Here is an 18,003-nt window from a genome sequence, read left to right as displayed (position 1 = left end):
GAGCAAGACAAGAGGGGGCGAGAGTTGCTTCTTCAAGGTTTCGATGCCAGTGGCAGCTGAGAACCCGACACTGAAATCGAAGTGCACAGCCGAAAAAGTTGAAACTGTCTTTTTTTCAATTACTTAGAAGGAACGCACCGTTTTCGCGCAGTCATCAGGTCCGGAGAATATCGGCCCGGAGAGCGCGCGTGTGCGCAGTTCGGGGCGCGGGCCGGTTAACAGCACCTTCCGCATCACCCCCCGAAAACAACGGAAAAATCCGGCCGCAGCCGGATCGGGAGAAGGCTTTCACAAGGGCAAGTGGCGGGTGGGGAGGGATTCGAACCCCCGGGACGCTTGCACGCCCGCCGGTTTTCAAGACCGGAGCAATCGACCACTCTGCCACCCACCCGTGAGGTGAGCCTTTAGCGGCAGAGTGGCGGACTGTCCAGTGGATCAGGGGATCAGAACGACCGAGCCGGTGGTTTGCCGGTCTTCGAGCGCCCGATGGGCCTCTTCAGCCTGGGCCAGCGGGAAGCTGTGCTTGATTTGCACCTTGATCGAGCCGTCGGCAACAGCTGCAAACAGCGCCTTGGCGCCGGTGAGCAGTTCGGCGCGCTGGCTGTAATAATGAACGCCGGTGGGGCGGGTCACATAGAGTGAGCCCTTGCGGGCCAGTACCGTTATGTCGGGAATGGCGACGACGCCCGAGGCATTGCCAAAGCTGACCATCAGCCCGCGCGGCCGCAGACAATCGAGCGACTTGTCGAAGGTCGCCTTGCCCACCCCGTCATAGACGACATCAACGCCACGCCCATTGGTGAGTTCGCGCACCTTGGCGGAAAAATCTTCGGTATTGTAATTGATGACGTGGTCGCAGCCATGCGCCTTGGCAAGCGCGGTTTTCTCGTCGCTTCCCGCGGTGCCAATGACGGTGGCGCCCAGCGCCCTGGCCCATTGGGTGGCGATCTGCCCCGTGCCGCCGGCGGCGGCGTGCCAGAGAATGGTTTCGCCCTTGGCCAGCGGCCAGGTCTGGAACAGCAGATAATAGGCCGTGAGGCCCTTGAGCAGAATGGCAGCCGCGGTCTGGTCGTCGATGGCATCGGGAATGGGCACAATGCGGTCAGCGGCGATCAGGCGTTCACCGGCATAGGCGCCGATCACGCCCTGATAGGCAACGCGATCACCGATCCGGAAATCACTGACACCATCGCCGAGCGCGGTGATCACCCCGGCCGCTTCATTGCCGGCCACAAACGGAGTCTGCACTGGATAAAGACCCGAGCGCTGGTAGGTATCAATGAAATTGAGACCAATCGCGGTCTGGCGCAACGCGACCTGGCCGGCACCGGGCGCCCCGACGGCGTGCTCCTCAAAGCTGAGCACGTCAGGGCCGCCCGTGTGATGGACGAGAACTGCCTTGGTCATTTCTTGCCTTTCGGTTTGCGTGGCGCCGATTTCGGCCGGGCCTGGGACTTGGCCGCTGCGGTGCTCTTGGGGCGCGGCGCGGTGACAGCCGCGACGCCCTCCTGCCCGGCGACTGCGCCCGTCGCGCCGGTAAACGGGGCCGCCTTGGCCGCTGTGTGCTTGGCAGCGTGCCGGTTCTTGGCGAAGATGTTGATCGCTTCGACCATCACCGAGAAGCCCATCGCAGAGTAGATAAAGCCCTTGGGAATATGGAAGCCCAGGCCGTCTGCCACCAGCGTCACGCCGATCAGCAGCAGGAAGGCCAGGGCCAGCATCTTGGTGGTGGGATGATCGGCAACGAATTTGGCGACCGGACCGGACGCCACGAACATCACACCGACCGCCACAATAACGGCAGCGATCATCACTTCGACATCATCGGCCATGCCGACGGCGGTGACGATCGAATCGATGGAGAACACCAGATCGATGATAATGATCTGACCGATAATGGTGGCAAAGGCTGCCCGCGCCTTGGCGGCCATCTCGGCTTCGTGCGTCTCCTCAATGGCGGCGTGCATTTCGTGGGTGGCCTTGTAGACCAGGAAAATGCCGCCGGCGATCAGGATGATATCCTTCCACGACAGGTCCAGGCCGAAGGCCGAGATGGCGGGCTGTGTCAGGCTGATGATCCAGCTGATCACCAGCAGCAGCAGGATGCGGAACACCAGCGCCAACGCCAGACCGAGCTTGCGGGCGCGATCGGCCTGTTCCTTGGGCAGACGCGACACCAGCACCGAGATGAATATGATGTTGTCGATCCCCAGCACGATCTCCATGACCGTGAGGGTTCCAAAAGCAATCCAGGCGTTGGGATTGGCCAGCAATTCAACCATCGTCGACTCCGTGCCGCAACTGTGCGGTTGCCCATCTCTAGGGTGTTCTAGCCGCCGACAAAAGCTATCGCAGCGGAGTTTTTCCCGGTTTCGGCCTTGCGCAGCCATAAGTGGTCGTCCCATCGCTGGCATCGACCCGCCCCGAGATGATAACCTGGGCAGCAAAAGCTCTGGAAAGATACCCCATGGATTCGTTCACCCCGCTCACCGCCGCCCTGGGCGGCAGCCTGATTGGTCTGGCCACCGCCGTCTTGTGGCTGGGCAATGGCCGCATCGCCGGCATTTCCGGTATTTTCGGCCAGTTGCTGCCGCCAGCCCAGACCGTGGTGTGGCGCCTGGTATTCGTCATCGCCATGGTGAGCGCCACATTTGTGGCGGCCCGCCTGCTGCCCGGCATTGGCATGGGTGGCGACGTCCCTGCCGCGCTGGTCGAGGCGCCTGCTGCCTGGGGCATCCCAACGCCGGTGTGGCTGGCGATTGCCGGCCTGCTGACCGGCATTGGCACCAAGATCGGCAATGGCTGCACCTCGGGCCACGGCGTGTGCGGCCTGGCCCGCTTGTCCCGCCGCTCGCTGGTAGCGGTCCTGGTTTTCTTCGGGGTGGCCATGCTCACCGTTGCCGTGACAGGAATCGTCTGATGGCCAATCTCAAACTGCCCTATCTGGCAACAGCGGCGCTGAGCGGCGCGCTGTTCGGCGCCGGTCTCTATGTTTCGCAAATGGTCGACGCCAGGAAAGTGCTGCACTTCCTTGATGTTACTGCCATTCCCTCAGGTGGCTGGGACCCCAGCCTGGCCTTCGTCATCGTCCCGGCCATTGTCATCATGTTCCTGGCCGTGCAGTTGAGCCGCCGACAGCAGGCGCCGCTGTTCGATGTGGAATTTCACGAGCCCGAATATGCGCGCATTGACCGCCGCCTGATTGGTGGCGCGGCGCTGTTTGGCATTGGCTGGGGCATGGCCGGCATCTGCCCGGGCCCGGCCCTGTCGCTGATCGCCTTTGTGCCGGACGGGCTGTGGATCTTTCTGTTGGCCATGCTGATCGGCTCCTATGCGGGCAGCCTGATCGTGCCCAGTGGCCACGCCAAACGGCTGGCAGACGCCAGATGAGCCGGTTCAGCGCTGATGCCATTGTCGTGGGTGGCGGGCTGGCCGGGATGGCGGCAGCCATTGCTGTTGCCAAGGCCGGCTTGAGTACCATCCATCTGGCCCCCACTGCCCCACCCGATCGCCGCACCTCGGCGCTGATGATGCCCAGCGTTGAGTATTTGCGCCGCGCCGGCCTTGTCGAGAGTCCCGAGGCGCTCGGCCAGGCACTGACCCAGATCCGCATCATCGATGCGACACGGCGGCTGATCCGGGCGCCCGAAACACTGTTCGACGCCACCGAAATCGGGCTTGCAGCGTTCGGCTGGAATTTTGCCAATAGCCGGCTGCTGGAGCGCTTTCACGCGGTGGCGGCAACGCTGGCCAATCTGCAAACCCGTCCCCTCGGCGCTACCGCCCTGCAGCGCCTTGATGATGGCTGGTCGGTGACGCTCAGCGACGGCACAACCCTTTCCGCGCCGCTGATCGTGGGAGCTGACGGCAAGAAGTCACTGGTGCGCAGCGCCGTCGGCCTACGCACCAGCGAACGCCAGTTCAGTCAGTCGGCTTTGGTGTGCGACCTCGAACTGGGGCGGCCAATTGGCGGCACCTCGATTGAGTTCCACTATCCGCAGGGACCGTTCACCCTGGTGCCGGCGGGCGGCAATCGGGCCAATCTGGTGTGGATCGATGACGCGGACGTCTTGCTGGCGGCGCAGGCGGGCGGCGAAGCGCAGCTGCTGGGCCAGTTTGCCGAGAAATCGCAGCGCCTGTTCGGCAGCATTGCCATGGCAACGCCCTCCTTCGTCTTCCCGCTCAGCACCCTCAGCGTGGCCAGTGCCGGCCTTGATGGCGTGGTGCTGACGGGCGAGTCGGCGCATGCCTTCCCCCCCATTGGCGCCCAAGGGCTCAATCTGGGACTGCGTGATGTGGCTGATCTGGCTGAAGCCCTGGCCGGGGTTGACCGCTCAAAGCCCGACTGGGCGATGACGGTCAGTGCCGACTATGCCAGCCGTCGTGCCGCCGACCTGGTGCGCACGGGCGGGCTGGTGGATACCCTGTTCCGCTCGCTGCTGGCCGACATGATCCCGGCACAGGCCCTGCGCGCCGGCGGGCTATGGGCGCTCAAGCTGGCGCCAGGCCTGCGTCGGCAGGCTTTTGACGTCGGCATGGGGCGTCGCTAGACCATTTACCCTTGCGGCTGACGCGGCGCGGTCGCCAGCAAAAAGGGCGCGGTTAACCGCGCCCTTTTTTCGACAATTCAAGCAGACTGGCCAGACTTACTGGGCAGCTGGGGCTGGCGATTCGGCGTCTGGCGCTGGCGGGGTTTCCAACTGCTTGCGCAGTTCTTCGGCACGGTCCTGCAGCACCTGCTCAAGCGCGTTCTCACCCGAGGTTTCCTTGCGGAACTCGTCAAAGGTGATCGCCGCGTCACCATCATAGGTGGCGGTGAAGCCGGCCAGGTCGATCTCGATGGTCAGATCCTGATTCTGGCGGTTCTTGGCGGTCAGCTTGAGCGTGCTGCCCTTCTTGAGCGAATTGACATACTGCTCGTTGATCACCAGCTGGGTGGCGCATGAGGTCGGGTCGCACAGCATATAGGGCACGCGGACGGGCTTGGAGCCGTCGATCTGCCAGGTCAGGCCGAACGGCAGCAGCACGCCGAGTGGCACGGCGGCAACGGCGAGCAGGCGGCTTTCCTGACCCGGATCATCGCGCAGCAGGAACGAGCCGAGGAACTGACCATTGGCCAGGATCACCTGGCGCATGATGCAGGCCTTCTGGCCATCGGGCAGCGGATCGCAAACCTTCAGCCAGTTGGTGGAGGGCGCAGCGGCGCCGTCCGTGGTCGCGGCAGCGGCATCAGCTTCCGGCGCTGCGGCATCAGCCGGCGCTTCGGTGGCCGTTGCGTCCGGAGCGGGCGTTGCTTCTTGAGCGAAGGCCGACAGCGGGGACAGCATGAGCGCAGCCACCGCAAAACCGGCGACGAGGGGTTTCCTGAAGTTCATAGAATTTCCTTGGCTTCCTTGGCGGTCCCGGTGACTTGGCGCCACCCTTTAGAGTTGAACTGCCCTTCAAGTGCTTAATTCGGGCAATAGCATGACCAATCCCTCATGCCAAAGCATTATGGCGAGACAGGGTTTACGGCGGCGCCTCACGCAATGTTGTCGACCAGTCGCGCCAGGCGGGACAGAATCGCCGCCGCGCCCTTGAGCCGGTCATTAGGCGTGGGCCAATTGCGCGAAAACACAAGTTTCTGATCGGGCTTGATGCGCACCTGGTTGGCTGGATCACTGACCATCTTGACCAGTCCGGCGGGATTGGCAAACTCATTATTGCGCAGGGTGATGACCGCACCCTTGGGACCGGCATCGACCTTTTCCACATTGGCCTGCCGACACAGCGCCTTGACCAGGATCACCTTGAGCAGGGCTTCCACCTCTTCGGGCAACGGGCCGAATCGGTCGATCAGTTCGGCGCCGGCGGCGTCGATATCGCGAATATCGGTCAGATCACCCAGGCGACGATAGAGCTGCATGCGTAGCTGCAGGTCGGGCACATAGTGCTCGGGAATCATGACTGGCATGCCCAGCGAAATCTGCGGGCTCCACTCGTTCTTGTCCTCGTAATCGGCGTCGCCATTCCTCAGATTGGCAACGGCCTCCTCCAGCATGGCCTGATACAGCTCGTAGCCGACTTCGCGGATATGGCCGGACTGTTCGTCGCCCAGCAGATTGCCGGCACCGCGAATGTCGAGATCGTGGCTGGCCAGCTGGAAGCCGGCGCCCAGGCTTTCCAGCGACTGCAGCACGCCCAGCCGGCGTTCGGCGGTGTCGGTGAGCTTGCGATCAGGCGGCACGGTGAACAGCGCATAGGCGCGCGCCTTGGCGCGCCCGATACGGCCACGGATCTGATACAGCTGGGCCAGGCCGAACTGGTCGGCCCGATGCACGACCAGGGTATTGGCATTGGGAATGTCGAGCCCGGATTCCACGATGGTGGTAGCCACCAGCACGTCGAATTTGTTGTCGTAGAACGCGTTCATCACGTCGTCGAGCTCGCCCGGCGCCATCTGGCCATTGGCCACCACGAAACTGACCTCGGGCACCTGTTCCTTGAGGAACTCGACAATGTCACCCTGGTCGCGAATGCGCGGCACCACGTAAAAGCTCTGGCCGCCGCGATATTTTTCGCGCAGTAGCGCCTCGCGTACGGACAGGGCGTCGAATGGCGAAATGAAGGTACGAATGGCCAGACGATCCACCGGTGGCGTTGCCAGCAGCGACAGGTCGCGCACCCCGGTTAACGCCATTTGCAGCGTGCGCGGAATGGGGGTCGCGGTCAGCGTCAGCACGTGCACGTTGGCCTTGAGATCCTTGAGGCGTTCCTTGTGGCCAACGCCGAAATGCTGCTCTTCGTCGATGATCAGCAGGCCCAGGTCGCGGAACTTGATGGTCTTGCTGAGCAGGGCATGAGTGCCGACAACGATATCGACCTGCCCGTCTGCCAGCCCTTCTTTCGTCGCCTTGAGCTCGGCCGAGCCGACCATGCGCGAGGCCTGGCGCACGCGCACTGGCAGACCGGCAAAGCGTTCCGAGAAAGTCTTGAAATGCTGGCGCGACAGCAGGGTGGTGGGCACCACCACGGCCACCTGCTTGCCGCTCAACGCCACGGCAAAAGCCGCGCGCAGCGCCACTTCGGTCTTGCCGAAACCGACATCGCCGCACACCAGCCGGTCCATCACCCGGCCCGAAGTCACGTCATCAAACACCGCCGAAATGGCGGCCATCTGGTCTTCCGTTTCCTCATAGGGAAAGCGCGCGACGAACTCGTCATAGGCGCCGGGATTGATCTCGATCACGTCGGCACGGGTCAACTGACGCGCTGCAGCAATCTTGATCAATTGCTCCGCCATTTCGCGGATGCGCTGTTTGAGCTTGCCCTTTTTGGCCTGCCAGGCCACGCCGCCCAGCTTGTCGAGCGTGGTATTGCCTTCGTCCGATCCATAGCGGGTAAGCAGCTCGATATTCTCCACCGGCAGGTAGAGCTTGGTGTCGCCACCATATTCGAGCTCGACGCATTCATGCGGCGCGCCGCCAGCCTCGATGACCTTGAGACCCAGAAAGCGGCCAATGCCGTGATCGACATGGACCACCAGATCGCCAGCGGCGAGACTGGTCGCTTCGGTCAGCGCATCACTGGCCTTGCGCTTGCGCTGCGGGCGCAGGATGCGCTCGCCCAGAATGTCCTGCTCGGACAGCACCAGCAGATCTGCGGTGGTAAAGCCGCTTTCGAGGGGCAACACCACCAGCGAGGTCGTGGCGGCGCTGGTGGTTTCGGCATCGCGCCAGTTTTCTGCCAGCCGCGGATTGGTCAGTCCATGGTCCTTGAGCACCTGGGCCATGCGGTCACGGGTACCGGTGCTCCAGCAGGCGACGACGGTGCGCCGCCCCGCCTTGCGCTCGGCCAAAAGCCGCTCGACGACAGACTGGAACAGATTGGTGTCGGTGGCCTGCCGTTCAGCAGCAAAGCTGGGGGCGATGTGTCCACCGGCATCGTCGTTGCCCTTGGTGTCCGGCGCCATGAACTGGGAGAGCTGGATCACCGAGGCGCCCGCCAGCGCATAGGGATGGGCGTCAACGGCGTATAGCAGTTCCGGCTTCACCGGCTTGTAGGGCGCGCCGGTTCCGGCCACCTGCGGTGTCAGCCGGGCTGCTTCGCGCGCGTCATAATAGTCGCGGATTTGCGCCACGCGATCGGCATAGGCCTCGCTGGCCTGCTCGTCGAACACGAAAGGCGCGTCGCCAACATAGTCGGCCAGAACATCGAGATGCTCGTAAAAGAACGGCAGCCAGTGTTCGGTGCCCGAATAGCGCGCGCCGCCGCTGATAGAGGCGTACAGTGTATCGCCCGCCGTATTGCCCCCAAAAGTCGCGGTATAGTTTTGCCGGAAGCGTTTGATGGTCGCCTCGGTCAGCACCACTTCGCTCATCGGCGTCAGGGCTATGGATTTCAGCGTGCCGGTGGTGCGCTGGCTGTCGGGATCGAAGGTGCGGATCGATTCGAGCTGGCTGCCGAAGAAGTCAAAGCGCAGCGGCGCTTCGGCGCTGGCCGGGAACAGGTCGATCAGCCCGCCGCGCACCGCAAACTCGCCGCTTTCGCGCACGGTCGGCACGCGCAGATAGCCATTATTGGCGGCCCAGGCGATCAGCTTCTCGCTGTCGACAATTCGTCCGGTGGCGGCCGAAAACGACATGGTTTCCACCACATCGCGCGGCGGAAGGCGCTGGATCAGCCCGTTGACAGCCGTCAGCACCACGGCGCCCTTGCTGCCGCTGGTCAGCGCCGCCAGCGTGTTCATGCGGGCTGCGATGGTCACATTATTGGGCGAGACACGATCATAGGGCAGACAGTCCCAGGCGGGCAGTGTCAGCACCGTATGGCCGGGCAGCATGGCGCTCAGAATATCGGCCATCCGCTGCAGCCGGCGCCCGTCGCGGGCGACGAAGACGACGCTGGCGGCATCATCGGGCGCTGCCTTGATGCGCTGTTCGATCAGGCGGGCGAGCACCATGGGCTGCATGCCATCGGGCACATTGGCGATGGTGCGCACCGGCTGCTGCGGGGTGATCTCGTTCATTTGGCCAGCCGGGCTTGGTGGTCGGCGATCACCTCGGCCAGGAACTCGCGGTCGATGTGATCGGGCGGAACGACCTGCCCCATCACCCAGGTGAGCAGAGGCGGATCTTCCTCGCTCATCAGCGCTTCAAGCCGATCCAGCCCGGCCGTATTCATCGCCTCAGTATGGGCGTCCGCAAATGGTCCCAGTACAAGGTCCATTTCACGGGTCCCCCTGTGCCAGGCGCGATAGCGCAGCTTCTTGCGGCGCACAGCAATGTCTTCACCGGCAGTCATTTGACACGCCATGATCCCGAATGGTGGTTGATTGGATTGCTGTGTACGCGGATTGGGCTCGGTTGTCAGCCCTTTGGGCCGTACCTTGTGCCGATCACAGCCAGCTGAACAATAGTTGCACCAGCCAGCCCAGCACGATGACCGGAATCCAGGCCAGCAGAGCAAGCACCATGATGGTCGGCCCGCGATGCTGTCGTAGCCAATCGATGCCGCCCTGGGGATATCCCACGGCGCGCAGCCACGCGTAAACCAGTTCCATCGCCCCCCCTGCACCCCGCATCACTGGCAATGACCAGCCGCGCCTTGTTGGCTGACGCCAATCGACATGCTGCCGGTGCGCCCGCATGAGTAAGCCGGTTGGATGCAACGGAACAATTTTATCAATCTAGGACAGAGATTTCCCTTTCACCAAGTGAATAATTCCGGGGCGGAATTTTAGTGCCACCAGGAACACCGGTGCAGTGGGTATGAACAAGGCCGCCCTTCAATCCAGGTGCCGCGCCCTGTAGCCTCCGGGCAAGGAGAATCACTGCCGTGGCCCGTCCCGAAACTCTGTCACCGCTGTTCCGCTCGCTGCATTCCATCAAGGGTGTCGGCGACAAGCTGGCTGCGCTGCTGGCGCGGTTCTTCGGCGCGCCCGACGGCCAGGAGGCCATTGCTCTCGATATTCTGATGCACATGCCATCGGGCGTGGTTGATCGCCGCCGCCAGGTCGGCATTGCCGACGCCTATCTCAACCAGATCGTCACCCTGCTGCTGCATATCGACCGGCACCAGCCGCCGCCGCATGGCAAGCCGCACGTCCCCCACCGGGTTTTTGCCCATGATGAAACCGGCGATGTGCAATTGGTGTTCTTCCGCGCCCAGGGCGGCTGGGTGGAAAAGGCGCTGCCCGTCGGCGAACAACGCTACGTCTCGGGTACAATCGGCTTTTTCAACGGCGAGAAGCAGATCACCCATCCCGACTACATCGTCGAGCCGGACAAATTTGCCACCCTGCCGCTGGTCGAGCCGGTCTATCCGCTCACCCAGGGCCTGAGCTCGAAGGCTTTGGCCAAGCTCGTCCGGCAGGTGCTCGACAGCCTGCCCGATATCCCCGAATGGATCGACCCTGCCACCATGGCGCAGCGGCAATGGCCCAGCTTCAGCGCGGCGATGCGCATGGTGCATCTGCCCGACGCGCCCGGCGAAGCCGAACTCTGGTCCCCTGCCCGGCAGCGCCTTGCCTATGATGAGTACTTTGTCGGTCAGCTCACCCTGCAGTTGATCCGTTCCACCATGGTCGCCGCGCGCGGCATCAGTCGCAGCTTCACCGGTGAGGTGACACGCAAGGTGAGCAGCCTGTTGCCCTTTTCGCTCACCGAGGGGCAACTTGCCGCCGTTGAGGACATTCGCGCCGATCTCGCCTCGCCCGACCGTATGTCGCGGCTGCTGCAGGGCGATGTGGGGGCGGGCAAGACGGTTGTCGCGCTGATGGCCATGGCCGCCATGGTCGAGAGCGGCGCCCAGTCGGCCATGATGGCGCCCACTGAATTGCTGGCTGCGCAGCACTTCAAGACCCTCAAACCGCTCTGCGATGCAGCGGGGCTCGGTTGCGAACTGCTCACCGGCAAGATGCCTGCCGCCGAACGCCGCGCCAAGCTGGCCGGCATCGCCAGCGGCGAGACCGATATCGTGGTGGGCACCCACGCCCTGTTCCAGTCCGGCGTGGAATTTCACAATCTAGGCCTGACGGTGGTCGACGAGCAGCATCGCTTTGGCGTGCATCAGCGCTTGGCGCTTTCGGACAAGGGCAAGCACACCGACCTGCTGGTGATGACGGCCACCCCGATTCCGCGCACGCTGGTGCTGACCCATTTCGGCGACATGGATGTCAGCATTCTGCGTGAGAAACCGAAGGGCCGCCAACCCATTGATACGGCTGTGTTATCCATTGGCGACTATGATCGCGTCGTCGCCCGGCTGCAGGCACGGCTGCACGAGGGGGCGCAGGCCTTCTGGGTCTGTCCGCTGGTCGAGGAAAGCGAACATCTTGACGTGGTCGCCGCCGAGGACCGTTTTGCCGAACTGCAAAAAGTGTTCGGCGACCAGGTGGCGCTGGTGCATGGCCGGATGAGCGCCGCTGCCAAACAGGCGGTAATGACCCGCTTCGCCGCCAATGAACTCAAGCTCCTGGTCGCCACCACCGTCATCGAGGTCGGCGTCGACGTCCCCAATGCCTCGATCATGATCATCGAACACGCCGAGCGTTTTGGCCTGGCGCAGCTGCACCAGTTGCGCGGTCGCGTCGGGCGGGGCTCGACCCGCTCGTCATGCCTTTTGCTCTACAAGGGCAATCTGAGCGAAACCGCCACGGCCCGGCTCGACACGATCAAATCCACCGAGGACGGTTTTGTCATTGCCGAGCGCGATCTGGAGCTGCGCGGCCAGGGCGACGTGCTGGGCACAAGGCAGTCCGGCATGCCCGGATATCGCCTCGCCGTGCCCGATGTGCACCGCCATCTGCTCGATTTCGCCCATGACGATGCCAAGGCCCTGCTCATAGCCGATCCGGCGCTGAACAGCCCGGCAGGCCAGGCCGCCCGCACCGCGCTCTACCTCTTCCGCAAGGACCTCGCGATCCCGCTGATCCGAGCGGGGTAGCTATCTAACAGGGAAAGCGGTCTTGAAGTGCGGATAAGACGAGGAGGCCGACCGACATCTCGCCTCGTTTCGACGGATCTGCGGCCACATACATGTCCACCAGCGAGACAACGAACTGATAGTCAACTACTTCGGTCTCACAAAAGGCCCGCGCCCTGCCCTCCAAGTCCGCAGATATGTTCGCCCACTCATAGGCCTCTACAACACCGACCACATAGGATTGTGCCCACCTCTCACCCCGCACCACTTCGAAATCTCTAAACGCGAAATCCCCATTAGCGGGCATGACCATCCCACTGAGAGCAGCGATTGCGAGTGAGAGAAGTCGCAGTGGCACTATTCCACCGTCACCGACTTGGCGAGGTTGCGTGGCTGGTCCACGTCCGTGCCCATGAACACCGCCGTGTGATAGGCGAGCAACTGCACCGGAATGGTGGCCAGGATCGGCGCCACAAAGCTCGACACATGCGGGATCAGAATCACGTCGGCCACGCCCTGGCCGACCGTTTCGGCGCCCTGGGCGTCGGTGATCAGGATGATCTTGCCGCCCCGCGCCGCCACTTCCTGCATGTTGGACAAGGTCTTGTCGACCAGCTCGTCGGACGGTGCCACCACGATCACCGGCATGGCTTCGTCCACCAGGGCGATGGGGCCGTGCTTGAGTTCACCTGCAGCATAGCCCTCGGCGTGGATATAGCTGATTTCCTTGAGCTTGAGCGCGCCTTCCATGGCGATGGGGAACATCGGTCCCCGCCCCAGATAAAGCACATCCTTGGCCTTGCTCAACCGCTTGGCGATTTCCATGATCTGATCTTCAGTGCCCAGGGCAGCCGACACCGCCGTCGGCAGGCCGATCAGCGCCTGCACCATGTCGGTTTCCTGCTCGGCGCTCAGCACGCCACGGGCGCGGCCAGCGGCAATGGCCAGACTGGCCAGGGCGGTCAGTTGCGCCGTCAGCGCCTTGGTCGAGGCAACACCAATTTCGGGGCCGCACAGAATGGGAAATACCACGTCGGATTCGCGGGCAATGGTGGATTCAAGCGTATTGACCAGTGCCGCGACGTGCTGGCCCTGGCTGGCGCAATAGCGCAGCGCCGCCAGCGTATCGGCGGTTTCACCCGACTGCGAAATGAACAGCGACAGGCCGTTCTTTTCCAATGGCGGCTCGCGATAGCGGAATTCGGAGGCCACATCGATATCGACCGGCAGCCGGGCATAGCGCTCGAACCAGTATTTCGCCACGGCGCCCGCCAGATAAGCCGTACCGCAGGCGCTGATGGTCAACCGGCTGAGATCGGCAAAGTTGAACGGCAGCGCCTCGCGAATGGCCACTCTCTCAGTGCCCATATCCACATAGTGGCTCAGCGTGTGACCGATGGTTTCGGGCTGCTCGTAGATTTCCTTGGCCATGAAGTGGCGATGATTGCCCTTGTCGACCATGGCGGCCGAGGTGAGTGACACCAGTTGGTCGCGCTCGACAATAGCGTCGCTGCGGTCGCGAATGGTGACGCCGCTATGGGTGATCACCGCCCAGTCCCCATCCTCAAGATAGCTCAGGCGCGAGGTGAACGGCGCCATCGCCATGGCGTCCGAGCCCAGATACATCTCGCCATTGCCATAGCCGATGGCCAAGGGCGCGCCATGGCGGGCCGCGATCAGCAGATCCTCGCGGCCATGGACCATGAAGGCCAGGGCAAAGGCGCCCCGCAGCTTCTTGAGCGTCCGCGACACGGCCTGCTCGGGGTCGGCACCATTAGCCAGTTCGCGGCTGGCCCACAGGGCAACCGCTTCGGTGTCGGTCTGGGTATCGGGCAGATAGCCGTCCTTGGCCAGATCGAGCAGCATCTCGCGGTAATTTTCGATAATGCCATTATGCACCACGGCCACCCGGTCGGTGACATGGGGATGGGCATTGCCTTCGGTGGGCGCGCCATGGGTGGCCCAGCGGGTATGGCCAATGCCGATCTGGCCGCTCATCGGCTCGGCATCAAGCTTTTGCGCCAGATTGACCAGCTTGCCTTCGGCCCGGCGCCGGGCAATCTTGCCGCCTTGCAGCGTGGCGACACCAGCGCTGTCATAGCCGCGATATTCCAGCCGCTTGAGCGCATCCACCAGGCGAACGGCCACGGGCTCGTTGCCGACAATACCGACGATCCCGCACATGGCTACAGGCCCTTCTTGTTCTGTTTCTTGGCCTTGGCAGCCGCAAAAATCTCTTTGGCACGACCCGGTTTGTTGACCTGACGGCTGCGGCCCAGCGCCAGGGCATCAGCTTCCACATCCTCGGTGATCACACTGCCACTGCCGACCAGCGCGCTTGTGCCAATGGTAAGGGGCGCCACGAGCGAACTATTGGAGCCGATAAAGGCATTGTCGCCGACATTTGTGCGGTGCTTGTTATAGCCATCATAATTGACGGTGATTACCCCGGCGCCGATGTTCACCTCGCTGCCGATGCTCGCGTCGCCGATATAGCTGAGGTGGCTGACCTTGGCGCCCTTGCCGATCTCGGCCTGCTTGATCTCGACAAAATTGCCGATCTTGGCGCCCTCGGCCAGATTGGTGCCGGGGCGCAACCGCGCAAATGGCCCCACCGAACTGTTGGGGCCGACATGGGCCCCCTCGATATGGCTGAAGGCGTGGATCACCGCGCCGCTCTCGATCCTGACGCCGGGTCCAAACACCACATTGGGTTCAATGGTCACATCCTGGGCGATTTCGGTGTCATAGGAAAACCAGACGCTGCCGGGGTCCTTGAGCGTCACGCCGGCCTTCATGAAATCGTCACGCCGCATCTCCTGAAACAGGGCCTCGGCATGAGCCAGCTGGCTGCGGTCATTGACACCGATTACGTCGTCTTCCGGAGCAATACCGAAACCGACCTTCTTGCCAGCCTTGTTGGCCAGCCCGACCAGATCGCCCAGATAGTACTCGTTCTGGACGTTGTTGTTGTCGACCTTGTCGATCAGTTCGCGGAACACATCGGCGCGGAACGCCAGAATGCAGGCATTGCACAGTCCGATGCCGCGCTCCTCTTCCGTCGCGTCCTTGTGCTCGCGGATGGCCAGCAGGGTCTCGCCATCAGTGATGAACCGGCCATAGCCGGTGGGGTCCTTGGGCTCAAAGCCGAGAATGGCCACATCCAGACCGGCATCAAGCCGATCGAGGACAACCCTGAAATTCTCGCCACGCAGGCGCGGGTGATCACCATAGACCACCGCCACATAGCCCTGCGCCTTGGCAAACAGGTCACGCGCCATGGCGGCGGCATGGGCTGTTCCCTTGGCCTCGGTCTGCTCAAAATGCACGACATCGGGCTGCATGGCCGACACCGCCGCACGAATGGCCTCGTGCTTTGGCCCGGTCACCAGCGCAATCTGGCTTGAGCCGGCATCGCGCGCGGCTTGGGCAACGTGCCCGATAATCGGCAACCCGCCAACAGGATGCAAAACCTTGGGCAGCGCCGAGCGCATGCGGGTGCCTTCGCCAGCAGCCAGAATGATCGACAGCAATTCGGTCATGGTAGTCTCCACTGCGCACTGGCTATTCCTGCGCATCTGCACAGATTTATGGCAAACAAGAGTTGGCGAACCCCTAAGCAGGGCCCCATTGTTCTATCACTGCGCAATATCTGATTCGACTGCGCTCTCGGGGTTTTTGATATTGGCCAAGGCATCGGAACAGTTCCGGCAGTCGGACGTGACCACCTGGGCCGTCGTGGCGCTGGTGTTCGGCGCTATTGCGGTGCTGGGGGCCAATATTTCCGCCACGATCCCTTCTGGTATTTTGGGCGGGCTGCACAAGACCCGCATTGAAGGCGCCTCCCTGGATCAACTGCGGCTGCAGGTCGCCGATCTTCGCGCGCAGACGCTGCAGCTCAAACGCGACAATACTGTGTTGACCAGCCGCTTTGCGCTGATCGAGCAGCAAGGCAACGCCGTCCAGCATCGGGTGGGCGCGCTGGAGGTCAGCCTGCCCCACCTGCTCGAAGCGCTGCCCGACACCGCCCAGATTGACCGCTCCGCGGTAACCGCCTCGATTGGCGAGGCGCTGGTTTACGATGCTGATGGCGGTTCGGTAATGATCCGCCAGCAGCCCATGGCCGCCGCTTCCCCGGCCAGCGATCAGACTCAGGCTCTGCCTGAGCCACTGGAGGCGGCCAGCCTGTCCCAGCCAGACAGTTCGGCCTTCGGCATTGCGCTGGGCACAGCCGTGCCCGCCGACCAGGCCCCCGGCGCCTGGAACGAGTTGTCGATGAAGCTGGGGCCCTTGCTGTTTGGCCTGTCGCCGGTTCTGGCCGACACCGACACTGACGCCAACAAGCGCATTGTCCTCGGTCCCATTGCCGAACTCTCCGAGGCTACCGCATTGTGTGTTCGACTGGAGCGGATTTCAATTTCATGTCTACCCATGCCCTATACCGGAACACCGCTGGGCGACTGAGAACCTCGCAATTGCGGTTGACAGCGCAAGCCACGTCTCTATGTTCCGCCGCGACGCCCATGGCGTCATTCTTGGTGCGTGCCGGTAGCTCAGTGGTAGAGCATTCGACTTTTAATCGAATGGTCGAGGGTTCGACCCCCTCCCGGCATACCAAGCTTTCTTCCTTCATCTGATCGGGCCCCTGCAGTGTCACAGGATACCATCGATCTGCTCAAGGTCCTCGCCGCGACGCTGGTGACCTTTGCCGCCAGCACGCTGGTGATGCTCTATATCATTTATCTGCTGGCCCAATATGGCGCCAACCTGCCGATGATCGGTTCGCTGCCGCTCAGTGCGCCGCCGGAAATGGTGCCCCTGCTGGCCCACAACCAGATCCTGCCCACCCTGGCGGCCGTGCATGTCACCGCCACCGGCCTGGCGCTGCTGCTGACGGCCCATACCATCGACATGGCCCTGCTGATTACCGCCAAGGCCGTCACCGTGGTGATAACGGCCCTGCTCGGCTTTGTCGGCGGCCACATGATTTATCTGCAACTGACCGAAGGCGCCGCCATCCATCTGACGCCGCTTACCCCGGTCTTTATCGCCCTGCTCGGCTTTCTGCTGCTGTCGTCATTTCTCAGCCTGCCCAGCCTGCGCCAATTGGGCAATCTGCGCTATGTTGTGGCGGTCGGCATGGTGGTGATGGGCCCGATGCTGTTGGTGTGGCTTTAGGGCGCTCTTGCGGCTCTCTCCATGCTCCCCTTGCGGGAGAAGGTGCCCGAAGGGCGGATGAGGAGGTCTCGCGCCATCCATTGGCGCTGGAGCATGGAAGGCGCAGAAAACCATCCCCTTCCTCAAGGGGCCAGGGCAATTCGGTTATCACCCGGGTATCCAGCCTAAGCCGCCAGTGTCACCACAATGGCCCCGCGTGGCGTCGCCACCACCGTGTGTTCATATTGCACGCAAGGCGCCGAAGGCTTGCTGGTGAGGGTCCATTCATCGTCGGCTGACTTCTGATCGGCCATGCGTCCACCCAGTGACAGGAACGGCTCGATGGTGAATACCAGCCCGTCGGTCATGCGCCGGCGCTCGGACCTGTCGGGCCAGGTGGCAATCTCGCCGGGCTCGTCGTGCAGGCTGTCGCCAACGCCATGGCTGGCCAGATTGCTGATCAGCGTATAGCCGCCCTTCTTGGCAAACTGGCCGATGGCGGTGCCGATATCGGCCAGTGGCGCCCCGGCCTTGACGGCGCGAATGCCGGCCCACATGGCCTTTTTGCCGTCGCGGCACAGCGTCACCAGGCGCCGGTCGCCCTCACCCAGGATGAAGGATGAACCACAATCGGCAAAGACGCCGTCCTTGACGGCGGAAACGTCGATATTGACCAGGTCACCCGCGCCCAGCACCCGATCGCCCGGAATGCCGTGGGCGATTTCCTCATTGACCGAAATGCAGGTTGCGCCAGGGAAATCATAGGTCACTTCGGGGGCTGACAAGGCGCCGTGTTCAGTCAGCAGCTTGCGGCCGATCTCATCAAGCTCGAGGGTTGTCATGCCAACACGCATGGCCGACGCCATGGCGTCGCGGGTCAGGGCGCAGATGCGGCCGATGGCCTTGAGCTTTTCAAGCTGTTCTTCGGTGGTGATGGTCAAG

General features: G+C 62.9%; 15 protein-coding genes and 2 tRNA genes. 7 read left to right on the top strand and 10 right to left on the bottom strand.

The annotated features are described in order from the left end of the window. Positions 1-301 precede the first annotated feature (301 nt). From ABFY71_RS12300 to ABFY71_RS12290, 3 genes are all read right to left on the bottom strand, one after another. Positions 302-391 (bottom strand) — tRNA-Ser (locus tag ABFY71_RS12300). Positions 392-435: 44 nt separating this feature from the next. Then, positions 436-1,407, bottom strand: a complete 972-nt coding sequence (locus tag ABFY71_RS12295) for a quinone oxidoreductase family protein (protein ID WP_347946285.1) — start codon at positions 1,405-1,407, stop codon at positions 436-438. After that, entirely contained in the window at positions 1,404-2,282 is an 879-nt protein-coding gene (locus ABFY71_RS12290) for a TerC family protein (protein WP_347946283.1), read from the bottom strand. The genes ABFY71_RS12295 and ABFY71_RS12290 overlap by 4 nt, the downstream gene beginning before the upstream one ends. A gap of 185 nt (positions 2,283-2,467) precedes the next feature. On the opposite strand from ABFY71_RS12290, the gene ABFY71_RS12285 reads away from it, so the two are divergent. From ABFY71_RS12285 to ABFY71_RS12275, 3 genes are read left to right on the top strand one after another with little or no spacing between them, the layout of a single operon-like run. After that, entirely contained in the window at positions 2,468-2,920 is a 453-nt protein-coding gene (locus ABFY71_RS12285) for a YeeE/YedE family protein (protein ID WP_347946282.1), read from the top strand. Next, positions 2,920-3,390, top strand: coding sequence for a DUF6691 family protein (locus ABFY71_RS12280; protein WP_347946281.1), 471 nt, complete (start codon positions 2,920-2,922; stop codon positions 3,388-3,390). The genes ABFY71_RS12285 and ABFY71_RS12280 overlap by 1 nt, the downstream gene beginning before the upstream one ends. Next, positions 3,387-4,550, top strand: a complete 1,164-nt coding sequence (locus ABFY71_RS12275; protein WP_347946280.1) for an FAD-dependent monooxygenase — start codon at positions 3,387-3,389, stop codon at positions 4,548-4,550. The genes ABFY71_RS12280 and ABFY71_RS12275 overlap by 4 nt, the downstream gene beginning before the upstream one ends. Before the next feature lie 96 nt (positions 4,551-4,646). Here ABFY71_RS12275 and ABFY71_RS12270 read toward each other — a convergent pair whose 3' ends face one another. The 4 genes from ABFY71_RS12270 to ABFY71_RS12255 all read right to left on the bottom strand — a co-directional run bounded on the left by ABFY71_RS12270 (position 4,647) and on the right by ABFY71_RS12255 (position 9,541). Then, positions 4,647-5,375, bottom strand: a complete 729-nt coding sequence (locus tag ABFY71_RS12270) for an invasion associated locus B family protein (RefSeq protein ID WP_347946279.1) — start codon at positions 5,373-5,375, stop codon at positions 4,647-4,649. Positions 5,376-5,521: 146 nt separating this feature from the next. Continuing rightward, complete coding sequence (gene mfd / locus ABFY71_RS12265; protein ID WP_347946278.1) at positions 5,522-9,007, bottom strand: transcription-repair coupling factor; 3,486 nt, start codon at positions 9,005-9,007, stop codon at positions 5,522-5,524. Next, positions 9,004-9,282 (bottom strand): FAD assembly factor SdhE, encoded by a 279-nt coding sequence (locus tag ABFY71_RS12260; RefSeq protein WP_347946277.1) that lies wholly within the window; start codon positions 9,280-9,282, stop codon positions 9,004-9,006. Before ABFY71_RS12260 ends, mfd begins: the two co-directional genes overlap by 4 nt. Positions 9,283-9,376: 94 nt before the next feature. Next, the gene (locus ABFY71_RS12255; RefSeq protein ID WP_347946275.1) at positions 9,377-9,541 is read right to left on the bottom strand and encodes a hypothetical protein; all 165 of its coding nucleotides are present in this window, start codon (positions 9,539-9,541) and stop codon (positions 9,377-9,379) included. Positions 9,542-9,816: 275 nt separating this feature from the next. Between ABFY71_RS12255 and recG the strand changes: the two genes are divergently transcribed. Next, positions 9,817-11,925, top strand: coding sequence for an ATP-dependent DNA helicase RecG (gene recG, locus ABFY71_RS12250; RefSeq protein WP_347946274.1), 2,109 nt, complete (start codon positions 9,817-9,819; stop codon positions 11,923-11,925). Positions 11,926-12,261: 336 nt separating this feature from the next. Here the strand turns inward: recG and glmS are convergent, their stop codons facing one another. Continuing rightward, on the bottom strand, positions 12,262-14,088 hold the full coding sequence (gene glmS, locus ABFY71_RS12245; protein ID WP_347946273.1) for a glutamine--fructose-6-phosphate transaminase (isomerizing): 1,827 nt from the start codon (positions 14,086-14,088) through the stop codon (positions 12,262-12,264). Between the two features lie 2 nt (positions 14,089-14,090). Next, the gene (glmU, locus tag ABFY71_RS12240; protein WP_347946272.1) at positions 14,091-15,446 is read right to left on the bottom strand and encodes a bifunctional UDP-N-acetylglucosamine diphosphorylase/glucosamine-1-phosphate N-acetyltransferase GlmU; all 1,356 of its coding nucleotides are present in this window, start codon (positions 15,444-15,446) and stop codon (positions 14,091-14,093) included. Positions 15,447-15,588: 142 nt separating this feature from the next. Between glmU and ABFY71_RS12235 the strand changes: the two genes are divergently transcribed. The 3 genes from ABFY71_RS12235 to ABFY71_RS12225 all read left to right on the top strand — a co-directional run bounded on the left by ABFY71_RS12235 (position 15,589) and on the right by ABFY71_RS12225 (position 17,082). Then, complete coding sequence (locus ABFY71_RS12235) at positions 15,589-16,368, top strand: hypothetical protein (RefSeq protein WP_347946271.1); 780 nt, start codon at positions 15,589-15,591, stop codon at positions 16,366-16,368. Between the two features lie 78 nt (positions 16,369-16,446). Further along, positions 16,447-16,521 (top strand) — tRNA-Lys (locus ABFY71_RS12230). A gap of 33 nt (positions 16,522-16,554) precedes the next feature. After that, the gene (locus ABFY71_RS12225; RefSeq protein WP_347946270.1) at positions 16,555-17,082 is read left to right on the top strand and encodes a hypothetical protein; all 528 of its coding nucleotides are present in this window, start codon (positions 16,555-16,557) and stop codon (positions 17,080-17,082) included. Between the two features lie 164 nt (positions 17,083-17,246). On the opposite strand, the gene map is transcribed toward ABFY71_RS12225, so the two are convergent. After that, complete coding sequence (gene map, locus ABFY71_RS12220; protein ID WP_347946269.1) at positions 17,247-18,002, bottom strand: type I methionyl aminopeptidase; 756 nt, start codon at positions 18,000-18,002, stop codon at positions 17,247-17,249. Position 18,003 lies beyond the last annotated feature (1 nt).

Origin of the sequence: Devosia alba (genome assembly GCF_039938915.1) — a bacterium.
Lineage (GTDB): Bacteria > Pseudomonadota > Alphaproteobacteria > Rhizobiales > Devosiaceae > Devosia > Devosia alba.
Note: the sequence above shows the minus strand (reverse complement) of the source record. Positions and strands in the feature narration are given on the sequence as shown.